The sequence below is a fragment of the Arthrobacter sp. MDT1-49-2 genome (genome assembly GCF_059090185.1).
This window is the reverse complement of sequence record NZ_JBNHFK010000001.1, coordinates 394,012-407,194: the sequence shown is the minus strand read 5'-3', so window position 1 is coordinate 407,194 and position 13,183 is coordinate 394,012. Positions and strand designations below refer to the sequence as shown.

At 67.1% G+C, this 13,183-nt stretch carries 14 protein-coding genes; 11 read left to right on the top strand and 3 right to left on the bottom strand.

Annotated elements, in window-relative coordinates:
- The first annotated feature begins 118 nt into the window (after positions 1-118).
- A complete protein-coding gene (locus AC5RTS_RS01855; protein ID WP_493990362.1) occupies positions 119-580 on the top strand; it encodes an NUDIX hydrolase in 462 nt (153 codons plus the stop codon).
- The gene (locus AC5RTS_RS01850) at positions 577-1,041 is read left to right on the top strand and encodes an NUDIX hydrolase (protein ID WP_493990361.1); all 465 of its coding nucleotides are present in this window, start codon (positions 577-579) and stop codon (positions 1,039-1,041) included. The genes AC5RTS_RS01855 and AC5RTS_RS01850 overlap by 4 nt, the downstream gene beginning before the upstream one ends.
- A 109-nt stretch (positions 1,042-1,150) precedes the next feature.
- Here the strand turns inward: AC5RTS_RS01850 and AC5RTS_RS01845 are convergent, their stop codons facing one another.
- Positions 1,151-1,903, bottom strand: coding sequence for a MerR family transcriptional regulator (locus AC5RTS_RS01845; protein ID WP_493990360.1), 753 nt, complete (start codon positions 1,901-1,903; stop codon positions 1,151-1,153).
- A gap of 137 nt (positions 1,904-2,040) precedes the next feature.
- Between AC5RTS_RS01845 and AC5RTS_RS01840 the strand changes: the two genes are divergently transcribed.
- Positions 2,041-2,991 (top strand): zinc-binding dehydrogenase, encoded by a 951-nt coding sequence (locus tag AC5RTS_RS01840; protein ID WP_493990359.1) that lies wholly within the window; start codon positions 2,041-2,043, stop codon positions 2,989-2,991.
- 157 nt (positions 2,992-3,148) lie between these two features.
- Positions 3,149-4,576 carry a YhgE/Pip domain-containing protein gene (locus AC5RTS_RS01835; protein WP_493990358.1) on the top strand — a complete coding sequence of 476 codons (1,428 nt, stop codon included), beginning with the start codon at positions 3,149-3,151 and terminating at the stop codon, positions 4,574-4,576.
- Between the two features lie 69 nt (positions 4,577-4,645).
- Here the strand turns inward: AC5RTS_RS01835 and AC5RTS_RS01830 are convergent, their stop codons facing one another.
- Positions 4,646-5,308 carry a TetR/AcrR family transcriptional regulator gene (locus AC5RTS_RS01830; protein WP_493990357.1) on the bottom strand — a complete coding sequence of 221 codons (663 nt, stop codon included), beginning with the start codon at positions 5,306-5,308 and terminating at the stop codon, positions 4,646-4,648.
- A 152-nt stretch (positions 5,309-5,460) separates the two neighbouring features.
- Between AC5RTS_RS01830 and AC5RTS_RS01825 the strand changes: the two genes are divergently transcribed.
- From AC5RTS_RS01825 to AC5RTS_RS01795, 7 genes are all read left to right on the top strand, one after another.
- Complete coding sequence (locus tag AC5RTS_RS01825; RefSeq protein ID WP_493990356.1) at positions 5,461-7,623, top strand: ABC transporter permease; 2,163 nt, start codon at positions 5,461-5,463, stop codon at positions 7,621-7,623.
- A 98-nt stretch (positions 7,624-7,721) separates the two neighbouring features.
- Entirely contained in the window at positions 7,722-8,396 is a 675-nt protein-coding gene (locus AC5RTS_RS01820) for a M15 family metallopeptidase (RefSeq protein ID WP_493990355.1), read from the top strand.
- 153 nt (positions 8,397-8,549) lie between these two features.
- Positions 8,550-9,710, top strand: coding sequence for an NAD(P)/FAD-dependent oxidoreductase (locus AC5RTS_RS01815; RefSeq protein WP_493990354.1), 1,161 nt, complete (start codon positions 8,550-8,552; stop codon positions 9,708-9,710).
- On the top strand, positions 9,707-10,615 hold the full coding sequence (gene sigJ, locus AC5RTS_RS01810) for an RNA polymerase sigma factor SigJ (RefSeq protein WP_493990353.1): 909 nt from the start codon (positions 9,707-9,709) through the stop codon (positions 10,613-10,615). The genes AC5RTS_RS01815 and sigJ overlap by 4 nt, the downstream gene beginning before the upstream one ends.
- 27 nt (positions 10,616-10,642) lie before the next feature.
- Entirely contained in the window at positions 10,643-11,107 is a 465-nt protein-coding gene (locus tag AC5RTS_RS01805; protein WP_493990352.1) for a hypothetical protein, read from the top strand.
- Positions 11,100-11,423, top strand: a complete 324-nt coding sequence (locus AC5RTS_RS01800) for a transcriptional regulator (RefSeq protein ID WP_493990351.1) — start codon at positions 11,100-11,102, stop codon at positions 11,421-11,423. Before AC5RTS_RS01805 ends, AC5RTS_RS01800 begins: the two co-directional genes overlap by 8 nt.
- A gap of 58 nt (positions 11,424-11,481) precedes the next feature.
- Complete coding sequence (locus AC5RTS_RS01795) at positions 11,482-12,309, top strand: SDR family NAD(P)-dependent oxidoreductase (protein ID WP_493990350.1); 828 nt, start codon at positions 11,482-11,484, stop codon at positions 12,307-12,309.
- A gap of 14 nt (positions 12,310-12,323) precedes the next feature.
- On the opposite strand, the gene AC5RTS_RS01790 is transcribed toward AC5RTS_RS01795, so the two are convergent.
- Positions 12,324-13,130 carry a putative protein N(5)-glutamine methyltransferase gene (locus AC5RTS_RS01790; RefSeq protein ID WP_493990349.1) on the bottom strand — a complete coding sequence of 269 codons (807 nt, stop codon included), beginning with the start codon at positions 13,128-13,130 and terminating at the stop codon, positions 12,324-12,326.
- Positions 13,131-13,183 lie beyond the last annotated feature (53 nt).

The following is a 13,183-nucleotide window of genomic DNA, read 5'->3' as shown; positions in this document are numbered from 1 at the left end:
TGCAGGCAGTAATCCGGACAGTCCAGCCAGCATAGTGTGATGCGCGTCATATGTAGTTTTGTGTAACGGCACACCGCTAGGCTGAAGCCGCCCACCCCTCAAAGGAGATGAATCCGCCGTGACCGACCGGTTCCACATAGTGCCCGCCAGCTATCTGATCCTGCCGCGGGAGGATCGCATCCTGCTCCAGCTCCGGCGAGGCACCGGATACATGGACGGCTACTGGGCAACTGCCGCTGCCGGGCATGTGGAAGCGGGGGAGTCTGCGACGGCCGCCGCCGTAAGGGAAGCGCGGGAGGAGCTTGGCATCTCCGTGGCCACCGACGACGTCGTGCCCCTCACCGCGATGCACCGCACGGCAGGTGACGGCAGCGCGGACGGGGAGCGGGTGGATTTCTTCTTCACCTGCACCCGCTGGACCGGTGAGCCGAGCATCATGGAACCCGGGAAGGCGGCGAAGCTCCAGTGGTTTCCGCTCGATGGGCTGCCCGACGCCGTCGTACCCCATGAACGCTATGTGCTGGAGCGCCTGCGCAGCACCGTGCCGCCGATTCTCGCCTTCGGTTTCGAGTACGCGTGATCACCAGCGCCGGCATCCTGCTGTACCGGCGGCCGCAGGACGGGCTGCAGGTCTGGATAGGTCACATGGGCGGACCGTTCTGGGCCCGGAAGGATATTCACGCCTGGTCCCTCCCCAAGGGTGAATACCTGCCGGAGGAAGAGGAGCCACTGGCGGCCGCACTGCGTGAATTCGCCGAGGAAATGGGCACCCCGGCGCCGCCTGCAGACTACGAACTGTTGGCCAGCTTCCGGCAATCCGCGAAGAAAACCATCACCGTGTTCGCTGCGGAAGCGGATTTTGATCCGGAACGGATCGCCGGCAACACCTTTGCCTTGGAGTGGCCCAAGGGCTCGGGCCGCATCCACGAATACCCCGAGATTGATGCTGCCGGCTGGTACGGCGAGCCCGAGGCCCGGACCAAGCTGGTGAAGGGGCAGGTCCAGGTGCTGGACGCCTTGCTCCGCCGCTTGGCGGCGTAGGCTGGCCGGCAGACCCAGGCGGGCCGGCAGACCCAGGCGGGCCGGCAGACCCAGGCGGGCCGGCAGACCCAGGCGGGCCGGCAGACCCAGGCGGGCCGGCAGCCCCAGGCTAGCCGGCCAGCGTCTGCGCATGCAGGACCAGTGCGTCACGCACGAACCTGGCCCCGTCCGGGAACTCGCGGGTGTAATGCGCTGCGAACCGCTCGTCGGCGGCGTACATGTCCGCCAGGCCGGCCAGCATCTTCGGATCGAGCTGCGGCTTTCCGGTGCCGGCAGCAATCCACCGGGCATGCCGCCTGGCGACCTCCTGCACCTCGGCACTGTCCGGGGCCAGACCCTGCCGCTGCGCCGCGTCCCACGCGTCCCGGAGCGCTTCGTGCTCCGCGGTGAAGCCGCGTTTCTGCGCCTGGTCCAGGGATTGCCACCAGCCATCCGACGCCGCGTAGTCCTCCTGCCCCCAGCGTTCCTCCACTTCTTCCCGGTACTGCGTATGGTCAAAACCTTCAAACATCTTCTCGGCCACGATGTCCTCTCCTTCTTCCAGTGCTGCCAGCGTGGAGCGGACAGCGTTGATTTGGGTCTGCAGTCGGTTCCGTTCAGCCTTCAGATGGACCAGATGCCCGGCCAGGGCCACTGCGTCATCCTGTTCACCGGCCAGGATTTTCGCGATCTGCGGCAGCCCCAGGCCCAGATCGCGCAGCAGCAGGATCCGCTGCAACCGCACCAGGGCATCCCGGCCATACCGCCGGTATCCGTTGCTGCCTACCCGTGTGGGCGGCAGCAGGCCGATGCTGTCGTAATGGCGGAGCGTGCGGGACGTTGTCCCGGCCAGTTTCGCCACCTCTTTGATGGACAGGTCCATGTGCTTTCCCTTTCGCCGTGCTTCCAGCCTAGAAGTTGACGCGGCGTCAAGGTCAAGCCGGGGCGGCAGGCACCTCGGCCGGCGTCGGGGATAGGCTGGATAGGTAAGCAAAAGCGCACCATGGAGGGAGTATTTCCATGAAGGCATGGCAGTTTACCGGGACCAACAAACCGCTGGAACTCAATGAGGTTCCTGAGCCGCACGCCGGGCCCGGGCAGGTGGTGGTGGAGGTCAAAGCGGCAGGGGTCTGCCACTCGGATGTGACCGCACTGGATGATCCGGGCTGGATGCCGCTGTTCTTCCAGCTGCCCCGGACCATGGGCCATGAGAATGCCGGCGTCATTGTGGAAGTCGGCGACGGCATGGAGCACTGGAAGGTCGGGGACCGGGTGGGGCTGGCGCCGGTCATGAGTGACGGAGATGCCCTGGGCTACGGCAAATGGGACGGCGGCTTCGGGCCGAAGCTGCTGGCCACGGACGACAACCTGGTCAAACTTCCGGATGAAGTCCCCTTTGATCTGGCGGCCATGGCCACCGACGCCGGCCTTACCGCCTACCACGCCATCATGGCCGTGGGCGGAGCGAAGGCTGGCATGAAGGTGGGCGTGATTGGCCTGGGCGGCCTGGGATACATTGGCGCCCGGGTTGCGGTGCTTTCCGGTGCCGAGGTCTACGGTGCGGAAATCAACGCCCAAACCCGCGAACTGGCCGATGAGATCGGTCTGGCCGGTGTTGCCGAGTCGATTACCGAGTTCAAGGACAAGAACCTGGACCTGATCGTGGATTATGCGGGCTTCGGCAGTACGACGGCGGCCGCCGTGGAGACACTGGCCGAGTACGGCACCCTGGTACAGGTGGGAATGGGCCGCCTGGAAGCGAACATCAGCACCTATCCGCTCATCATCAACCAGCTCACCATCAAGGGCTCCAAGTCCGGCACCAAGGAGGACCTCGAAGCACTGTATGAGCTGATGAAGTCCGGGAAGCTGAATCCGCCGATGAATATCATCGAGCAGAAGGACATCCCCGACGCGATCGATAAGCTGCGGGCCGGCGGCGTAGTCGGCCGCTTCATCGCCAAGTACTAGGGCTGACCGCTCCGGAGCCGCGCGGCAGGAATTCGGCCCCCCGCCGGGCCGGGCGGCCTCGGAGCGTATCCGCGAACCGGGGCGGAGAGCTAGCCTCGAACGGTAAGGGCGATAAGGTGCGTCCACAGTTCAGGTCGGCTTCGTCGGAGGTATCCGCATGCCCGCACATTCAGCGCAACCGGATTCAGCGCAACCCGGAGGCCACTCGCCGCAAAGCCGCCGGGGAGCGGCGCCGTCGCGGGCCGGTGTGTACCTTTCGCCGCGCATGTGGCTGTTGCCGCTCCTGGTCCTCCTGCTGCTCGGCGGGGCGGGGACCGCCCTGTATATCGGCGGCCTGGGCAGCCCGGGAAACCACCTCAAGCACTTCCCTGTCGCCGTGGTGAACCAGGACAGCGGGGCGCAGACACCCGCCGGCAGCGAGAACCTTGGACAGAACATCACCGACGAAATGGTGAAGGGGTTCAGTGGCGATGATGAGATTGAGCTGCGCGTCCTGTCCTGGGAAGAGGCGCAGGAGCAAATGGGCAAGGGGCAGATTCACGGGACGGTGAGGATCCCGGAATCCTTCTCCGCGGATGCCACGGCCCTGGTCAGCGGGTCACTCAGCGACTCGGAGGTCACCCGGCCGGAAATCACCGTCTATACGAACCCCCTCGCGGGCCCGCTGGCCAGCAGCCTTGCGACGTCCGCGCTGGATCCCGCCGTCGAGCAGGCCAACAAAGCCCTGGGGGAGCAGTTGACCACCTCGGCACGGGAAGCCCAAGGGCAGGCACAAGCCGAACTCCAAGCGCAGCTGGCACGGCTGGGAGCGGAGCTGCCCGCCCAGCTTCAGGAGCAGGTGGCTCCCAAAGTTGCCGGTGCCTCCTCTGATTTGCTGGCGGACCCGATTGCCGTCACCCGGGATGTTTACAACCCGCCGCCGGAGGGTGCGGCACTGGGAATGGGTGCGTTCTTCTATTCCGTGCTGCTGATGGTGGTGGGACTCAGCGGCACCGTCGCCATCCACTTCCTGGTGGATGCCCGGCTGGGGGTGGCACCGGTGGAACTCGGCCCCCGCTTCTCGCTGGGCCCGCCACTGCAGCCCGCGCGCTGGAAGACCTACCTGCTCAAGTGGGGCCTGGTGGTCCTGGGCGGGCTGCCCACCGCCGGCCTGATGATGTGGGTGGCCTCCGCCGTCGGCATGCAGATACCGCACGGCGGCTGGTTCTTCCTCACCACATGGCTGTCCATTGTCACGGTCTCGGCGGTAACCATGGCCCTGATCACGCTCTTTGGCAGCGCCGGAATGATCCTTTCCCTGATCTACGTGGTGTTCATGGGTCTCCCGGCCGCCAGCGGGGTGGTGCCGCTGGAGGCGCTGCCCGGATTCTTCACCTTTATTGCCCGGGGTGAACCCCTCTACCAGATGACCATGGCCAACCGGGCGGTGCTTTACTTCAACGCGGATGCCGACGCCGGGGTGCAGAGCGGGATCATCGGCATGCTCATCATCATGCTGATCGCCGTGGCCCTGGCCATGATTTTCGCGGCCATCTATGACCGGATGTTCGGGTACCGGGCACTGCGGGCGGCTGCCCCGGCCTAAAGCGGCAGAGGGTACCCACCGTGCCGTGACGGCACTCAGCGCCATGCACAAAGCCGCCCTCTCGTCTCGTCAGAGCAGGTATACCGACGACGGCTGTGCCAGGAAGTCTCCGGGATGAGTGACCGGGGCGGCCAGCATCCCGGCGCAGGCATCCACGAGGAAATAGCCGACGCCGGTCCAGTTGGGCTCCTCGACGCCTTCCTGCACGCGCGCTTCATAATCCGCGCAGACACTGAGGACCATGCCGCCGAGGATGGACGAACGGCCGTACAGCACCGAGGGAGTGACGTTGCCCGCGGCGGCGTGGGTACGGCGGACGAGTTCCTCCATGGCGGGGCTGGCCGCCGCGGCGCCGGTGGCCACCGAGTGCACCGAAGGGAAGCTCCTGATCTGGGATACGAAGCGTGCGCGCCAGCTCGGCACGGGCAGCGATGCCAGGTGCTCCACCCACGGAAGGACCATGGCCGCCAGCAGGTCCGGGAGGGCGGCATTCGCCGGCAGGGAACGGAGCAATTCGGTTCGCCGGCGGTTGGTTTCCTGCAGATGGCGCGTCGAAAGGGTCCGCAGCAACTCGTCCCGGCTGCCGAAATGATAAGCGACGGCGGAATGGTTGGCGGTGCCGGCGTGCTCGGCTATCCGCCGGTTGGACACCGCATCGATGCCGTAGCGGGCGAAGAGTTCCTCGGCGGCGTCCAGCAGTGCCGTGCGTGCCTTGTCACCGTGCTGTCCCATGCTGGTCTTCCCACTTCCGGTGGCCTTGTGAACGGATTTCTGATTTTACGCCACGTGGCGTAAATTTGGCCATTCGGCCCACCGGCCCGCACCGCCGCTTTCGGCGCCGCGCACTTCGCACCACCCCCGCCATTCATTACAGGAGCACGTTCTTGACCAATCCCCACCCGACCTCCGCTGACTCACCGCCGGACACCGTGCCGGCGTTGGAGCCTGAAGCTGCGGAGGCCGAGGCCAGAGGCGCCGCGAAGCGGGCCAAGGCCGAGAAAATCGGGCGCTATGTCGCCATGTTCATGATGCCGCTGCTGATGGTGTCCATGCTGGTGGGCGGCTACCTGGCCGCCATGCATTCTCCCGAACCGAACAACATGCCAGTGGCCGTGGCCGGCTCGACCCAGCAGGCCGGTGCCTTCGCCAACGCGCTGGAGTCCGCGGATCCCGACGCCGTTGACGTCCGGGTGGTGGGCTCCGCCGATGAAGCCAGGGCGCTCGTGCTGGACCGAGAGGTGTCCGGCGCCGTGGCGCTGGCCGACGGAACGGCCACCGTGTACACCGCCGGGGCCGCCGGGGCATCCCAGTCCGGTGCCGTCACGGCACTCCTGGCACCGCAGGTGCTCGAACAGGGCCTGGCTCTGGCAACCGAGGACCTCGCCCCGCTGCCGGACCACGACATGGCCGGTCTGGGTGCCATGTTCATGACGACCGCACTGATGCTGGCCGGCTACATGCCGCTAAGCCTGGTGTTGTCCAACTCGCCCGAACTGCTGCGTTTCCGCCGCTTTGTTCCGCTGCTGGCCGGCTGGTCGGCGCTGATCGCAGCGTTGGTGTGGACCGTCGTCGGGCCGGTCATGGGCGTCGTGGAAGGCCACACCGCCGCCGTGCTGGGTATCTGCTGGCTCTCGGTGTTCGCCGTGGGCAGTGTCCAGCTGTTCCTCACCCGTATCCTGGGGCCCATGGCAGTCCTGGCCGGCATGCTGTTCCTGATGGTGCTGGGGGTCCCCGCCTCCAACATGAGCATGTCCGTGCACACCATGCCCGGACTGTACCCCTTCCTGCACAGCTTCCTCCCGGCCGCTGCCACCGGTGAATCACTGCGCTCGGTGCTGTATTTCGACGGCGACGGCGCCGGCCGGTACCTGATGGTCCTGGTCATTGGTATTGCCGCCTCCCTGCTGCTGACCCTGGGCCTGGACGCCCTGAAGCGCCGCCGCACGCCGGATGCCAAGCCGCTGCAGGTCAACGTAGCCTCGCTGCACGGCGGACCGCGGCCGAAGAGCCGCATTTGGCGCTACGTAACCCTTGCCTTCTTCCCGCTGGTGATGGTCTCCATGATGCTGACCATGATGCTCGGTGCCATGTACCAGCCGGCACCCCGGGACATGCCGGTTGCCGTGGTGGGCGCAAATACCGCGCAGGCCGAACAGGCGGTGGCCGGCCTGGAGAAAAACATGTCCGGGCTCTTTGACCTGCGCGCACTGGATTCCGCTGATGAGGCACGGGAGCAGGTGCAGGACCGTGAGGTGGCCGCGGCCTACGTGCTGCCCCCGGCGGAGACTCCCTCCGCGACCCTCTTCACCAACCAGGCTGCGGGCGTCAGCGCACAGCAGGTCGTCAGCCAGGTCTTTGCCCAGGTGGCCGCAGGCCAGCAGATGGAACTGGCGACGGAGGATATTGCACCGCTGCCGGGCAGGGACTCCATGGGCATGGCCACCATGTATCTGGCCATGGGCTGGATGATGGCCGGTTTCATGATCATCGTGGTGGGCGCCACCGCGCAGCCGGCGAGCCGGCCGCTCCGGAAACTGGTGCCAATCGTGGCGGCCTGGGCCGTGGGCTTCTCGGCCTTCCTCTGGGTGATAGTCGACGTTTTCGTGGGCGCCGTGGACGGGCACTTCTTCCAGCTGTGGGGTGTCGGGGCCATCGCGATCTTCTGTGTGGCCATGTTCACCACGGTCTTTGAACGACTGATCGGGATGCTCGCCATCCTTCCGGTGATCGGCATCCTGATGTTCCTGGGCGTTCCGGCTTCCGGTGCTGCCATGTCCGTGTATATGGAGCCGGAAATCTTCCGCTTCCTGCACGAGGTCCTGCCGATGCCTGCCGCAGTGGAGTCCATCCGCTCGATTCTTTACTTCGGCGGGGACACTGTGGGCTCGCATCTGCTGACCCTGGGCATCTGGGGTGCGGCTTCCCTGCTGGTTGTGATGATTATTGACCGCATTAAGCCGCCCCGGGATGAAGCATGGCCGGCGGATGAGGCGCCGTCGCCGGCCCCGACACCGGCTGCGGCGGAGCGCGAACCCGCCGCCGTCTAGGAAAGCTCCGCCATCCGAAAGGACCCGCTGCCGCCGCAGCGGGTCTTTTCCCGTTAAAAGCGCACGGCTGTGGGAAAGTTGCTGGGGGAGGAATTGCCATGCCGCGCCAGTACGTCACTACGCACATAGCCTTGATTGGCTGCGTATGCCTCGCCCTCCTGATGTTCCTGCCGCCGGCGGGCACGGAACCTGAGGTGTCAGCGACGGGCCCCGGCGTGGATTTCGACTCGGCCGCCAGCATCACCGTTGTCGTCAACAAGGACCGCGGGCTCAGCGATCCCGGGTACCGGCCACCGGACCTTACCGACGCCTACGGGATCCAGCTGCGCCGCGTTGCCGCGGAAGCCTACGGCCGGATGTCCGCCGATGCCGCGGCCGGCGGCTCGCCACTTAGGGCGGTCAGCGGATTCCGCTCCGCCGAAGCACAAGCGGAGCTGCACGCCGCCTATATCCGCAACCAGGGCCGGCCTGCGGCCGAAGCAATCTCCGCCCGTCCCGGCCACAGTGAACACCAGACCGGACTGGCCGTGGACATCGGGAACCCGGACGCTGCCTGTTCCCTGCAGGCCTGCTTCAAGCACACCCCCGCCGGGGCCTGGACGGCCGCCAACGCGCACCGGTACGGCTTCATCATCCGCTATCCGGAAGGCAAGGAGGTGACCACCGGGTACAGCTACGAGCCCTGGCACCTGCGCTTCGTCGGCATCGACCTGGCCACCAGGCTGCACGGTGCCGGAATCACCCTCGAGGAATACGCTGGGCTGGCGGAATAACCCGGCGCCCTGTCACAAACCTGCACCTGCCACAAACCTTCGCCCTGCCACAAACCTTCGCCCTGTCACAAACCGGGCCTCCGCGGTGTCTTATGTGCACAGCCGGTGCGCAGGACGCCGCACCGGGCCGAACATAGAGGCAGGGAGCACCCCATGGAAACCACAGTAGTCATCCTGGGTGGCGGGTATGCAGGAGTCATGGCGGCCAACCGGCTGGCCGCCAGCAGGCGGGCCGGGCTGGAGGTGGTCCTGGTGACGCCCGGGGCCCGGTTCGTGGAGAGGATCCGGTTGCACGAATATGCTGCCGGCACGCGTCCGGATGCAACGGTGGACTTCAGGTCCGTCCTGCATCCGGCGGTGCGCCTGGTTCAGGATGCGGCGGCAGGGATCCTGCCGGCGCAGCGCAGCGTCCGGCTCGCCGGCGGCAGCGAGATCATGTACGACTACCTGGTGTACGCCGTCGGATCCGCGGCCGGCGCCGCCCCTCCCGGCGCGGTGCGGATTGAACAGCTCGAAGGGGCTGCTGCGGCCCGCCGCGAACTGTCGGCACTGCCGGCAGGGGGCCGGGTGGCCGTGGTGGGTGGAGGGTTCACTGCCGTCGAAACCGCGGCGGAAGCCGCCCGTGCCTATCCGCATCTCAGTGTGGCGCTGCACAGCGCCTCGGAGATCGCCGGGACGCTGGGGGAACCGGCCCGCAGGGCGCTGGCGCAACGCCTCCGGCGTGCCGGCGTGGTGGTGCACGCCAACAGTCCTGTTGCCCCCAGCGGGGACACTCGCTCGGAGCTGGACGCCGACGTCGTGCTGTGGTGTGCCGGGTTCGCAGTCCCTCAGCTTGCCGCCGGGTGCGGGCTGCCCGTGGACGGCGATGGCAGGCTGTGCCTTGATCCCACGTTGCGGGTGCAGGGACATGAGCGTATTTACGGTGCCGGTGACGCCGGGGTGATTGCCGGGCCGGACTACGCGTACCTGCGGATGTGCTGTGCGGCAGCCCTGCCGATGGGCGCGGACGCGGCGGGCAATATTCTCCGTTCGCTGGACGGAAAGCCCGGCGTGCGGCACAACAGCGGATTCCGCGGGGTGTGCATTAGTGTGGGCCGCACCGACGCAGTGGTCCAGTTCCTGGCGGCCGACGACTCGCCTGCCCGGCTGCACCTGCACGGCAGGACGGCGGCGGTACAGAAGGAAATCATCTGCCGCATGACGCTGCGGTGGATCCGGGGTGAAGCCAAACGAAGCGGAGCGTACACATGGCCGACGGGACCGAAGATGCAAGTGGCGACGCCGGCTCCGCCGTCCGCCCACACCCTGAGGTGAGCACGCGGCGGAACCGGGATTCCCAGTTCCTGGCGCACCGGCCGCTGGTGTTCACCATTGCCTATGACGTTCTGGGCACGGTGGCCGATGCCGAGGATGTGGTGCAGGAAACCTACCTGCGCTGGCGGGATGTGCCGGAACCTGTCTCCGATCCGCGCGCCTATCTGGCGCGGATCGCGTCCCGGCAGGCGTTGAACCTGCTCCGCGCCGCCGGCCGGCGGCGGGAGGACTACCCCGGGGAATGGCTGCCGGAACCGCTGCCCACCGGTCCGGACGCGCGCCCCGGGGACCCGGAGGCGGCGGTGCTGACGGCGGGGGAGGTATCCACCGCCATGCTGGTGCTGCTGCAGACCCTCACGGGGCCGGAACGCGTTGCCTTTCTCCTGCATGAGGTATTCGGGTTCGGCTATGCGGAGATCGCCGCAATCCTGGACGCCGGTCAACCTGCGGTGCGGCAAATGCTGCACCGCGCGCGGTCCCGGGTGCGGGCCGGCAGCCCCCGCACCCCGGCGGATGCCTCCGAGCACCGGGCGGCGGTGGAGCGTTTCCTGCGGGCGGCCATGACAGGGCAGGTCCAGTCCCTGATGGACCTGCTGGCACCGGGGGTGGTGTTGGTGTCCGACGGCGGCGGCAAGGCCAGCGCGGCACTGCGCCCCGTTCACGGTCCGGAGAAGGTGGCACGGCTGATGCTGGGCCTGGCGGACAAATACGGCGAAGGAGCGGTGCCTGAATTCATCGAACTCAACGGCCTGCCCGCCGTCGCGTTCCGGGAGGCGGGAAGTGTGACGACGGTGTTCCAGTTGGAGCTTGCCGGCGATGGAGCGGTGCAGTCGGTCTATGCAGTCCGCAATCCGGAGAAGCTGGTGAGGCTGCAGGGCAGCTCCGGAGAAAGTCACTTGCCTTAATGGAAAATAAGTAGGACACTTTCCCTCATGGAAAACGACTTTGAGGCGCGTGCCACTGATGCTGCCGCCAATCTCCGGTTACTGAATGAGGACCGCAGCACCCTCGCCGAAGCCGTACGGGTACCCAAGGTCCTGCTGGCCGCCTACGGCGGTGTGGCTGCCTGGTCCGTGGCTGCTGCCGCAACGGCTAACCCGGGAACAGACTATGAGCCGTCCGGATCAGCATGGCTGGCGCTGGTGGCGGTGCTGATCATCACCCATCTGGTCCAGCGGGAGACCGGAGTGAAGTTCCGGAAGATGGGCACGCGTGCCGTGGCGGCCGTGATGGGCATTATGGTGGGCTGCCTGGTGCTTTTCTCGGTCTCGCTGGCACTGGTCTCGCTGGGTGCCGCATGGGCCGTGGCCGCCACAAGCCTGGCGGCCTTCGCGCTGGCCACATGGCTGTCCGGCGTTGCCTACCGCACGGGGCTGGATGAGCTCCGCCGTGCCTGAGGCCCGCTTCAATGACCTGATCCATGCCCCCGTCCGGCTCCGGATCTGCGGACTGCTCCGGCCCGTCGAGCAGCTTGATTTCGCCGTGCTGCGCGAAACCCTGGGCCTGGCGGACGCAGCTCTGTCAAAGCACCTGAAACTCCTGGCCGAGGCAGGCTATGTCCGGCTGAACAAACAGGCATCCGCTCAGCGCCGGGACTCCCGGCGGCTGACTTGGGTGGGCCTGACCCCCAGCGGTACGGAAGCCTTCGACAGCCACGTCCGGGCACTGCGGGAGATTGCCGGAGCTGCGGGTGAGGGCGGGACTGCCATCTGAGGACTAGGGTGGAACAATCCCGCAGGATCCCGGCAGTGCCCATCGAAAGCAGGCGTGCGTGAGTCGAAAAACGATTGTGATCACCGGCGCGAGCGACGGCATCGGCGCCGCCGCCGCGAAAGCGCTGGCCAGGGAGCAGCAGCACGTGGTGGTGGTTGGCCGGTCCGAGGAAAAAACAGCGGCCGTCGCGGACCAGACCGGAGGGGAATACTTCCTTGCCGACTTTGCGGATCTGGACAGTGTGCGGAACCTGGCCTCGGAACTGCTGCAGAGGTATGAACAGATAGATGTCCTGGCCAACAACGCCGGTGCCATCTTCGGCAAGGAGCGCCAGGTGACCGGCGACGGTCATGAAATGACGTTCCAGGTCAATTACCTGGCCCCGTTCCTGCTCACCCGGCTCCTGACCGACCGGCTGATCCGGTCCAAGGGCACCGTGATCAATACTTCCAGCGTCGCGAACCGCTACTTCGGCCACGTGGACCTTGACGATCTGGAGCAGGAAAAGGCCTACAACCCCCGCAAGGCCTACGGCGACAGCAAGCTGGAGCAGATTCTCTTCGCCGAGGAATTCGACCGGCGCTACCGTTCCCACGGAGCAACCTCCACCGCGTTCCATCCCGGCGTGATCGGTTCCAGCTTCTCCAGTGCCGAAGGGTCCGCCATGCGCTCCCTCTACCAGGCGCCGCTGGTCCGCCGGCTGCTGCCCACACCGGAAAAGGGTGCCCGCACCCTGCTGTTCCTGGCCCGGGGAACGCCGGGGGAGGACTACCCCACGGGCAAGTACTTCGAGCGCTGCAAGGTGGCCCGGCCCAACAAACAGGCCGGAGACGCGGCACTGGCATTGGGGTTGTGGAACCGCTCTGTGGCCATGCTGGATTCCTGACGGCGGAGGAACAGTCAGCGGCCGGCTGCCGGGAGGAGTACCCCGCGGACCACTGTGGCATCGGCGCTGAAGCGGTGATGCACTTTCGGGTCCAGGCCCGCTCCGGCGAAGCTATCCGCCACCGCCTCGGCCTGCGACTCGGCGCATTCGACCATGAGCACGCCGGACGCCGCCAGCCATTCCGGGGCGTGCGCCGCAATGCGGGAGAGCACCGCCAGTCCGTTGCTCCCGCCGTCGCGGGTGAACGCGGGCTCATGGTTCCGTGCCTCGGACGGCAGGGTGGCCATCAGCCCGGCCGGAACGTAGGGTGCGTTGGCCACGACCAGATCCACCCGCCCGTGCAGGCCGGCGGGCAGGGCCGAGAACAGGTCGCCCTGCAGCACCACCGCACGGTTTCCAAGGTTGGCGCGGGCGCAGGCCACGGCCGCTGCGTCACTGTCCACCGCGTAGATGGTTGCGGCCTTGACCCGGTCCGCAATCACGGCGCCCACCGCCCCCGAGCCGCAGCACAGGTCCACGACGACGGCGTGCCGGCGGCCGCCTGCCTCTGCGGACGCGAGAGCGGCCAGGGTTTCGGTCCGCCGGCGGGGAACAAAGACCCCGGGACTGATCAGCAGCCGGAGGCCGCAGAAGCCGGCCCAGCCGAGGATGTATTCCAACGGACGTCCGGCAATCCGGTCCGCGAGCATCCGCTCCAGGGTGGCGCCGTCGGCGGGCGCGGCTGCCAGGAGCAGTTCGGCCTCTTCTTCGGCATAAACACAGCCTGCTGTCCGAAGCCGGGCAGCCAGACGGCCGGCCTCAGCTGATGCAGGTGTCTTCACCACGGCGGACCTCCGACTGTTCCGGGATATGACCCCCGTACGAGTCTCCCGCA

Coding starts and splice junctions, on each gene's coding strand:
- AC5RTS_RS01845 (WP_493990360.1), bottom strand. CDS start 1,903: ATGGACCTGTCCATCAAAGAGGTGGCGAAACTGGCCGGGACAACGTCC.
- AC5RTS_RS01840 (WP_493990359.1), top strand. CDS start 2,041: ATGAAGGCATGGCAGTTTACCGGGACCAACAAACCGCTGGAACTCAAT.
- AC5RTS_RS01835 (WP_493990358.1), top strand. CDS start 3,149: ATGCCCGCACATTCAGCGCAACCGGATTCAGCGCAACCCGGAGGCCAC.
- AC5RTS_RS01830 (WP_493990357.1), bottom strand. CDS start 5,308: ATGGGACAGCACGGTGACAAGGCACGCACGGCACTGCTGGACGCCGCC.
- AC5RTS_RS01820 (WP_493990355.1), top strand. CDS start 7,722: ATGCCGCGCCAGTACGTCACTACGCACATAGCCTTGATTGGCTGCGTA.
- AC5RTS_RS01815 (WP_493990354.1), top strand. CDS start 8,550: ATGGAAACCACAGTAGTCATCCTGGGTGGCGGGTATGCAGGAGTCATG.
- AC5RTS_RS01805 (WP_493990352.1), top strand. CDS start 10,643: ATGGAAAACGACTTTGAGGCGCGTGCCACTGATGCTGCCGCCAATCTC.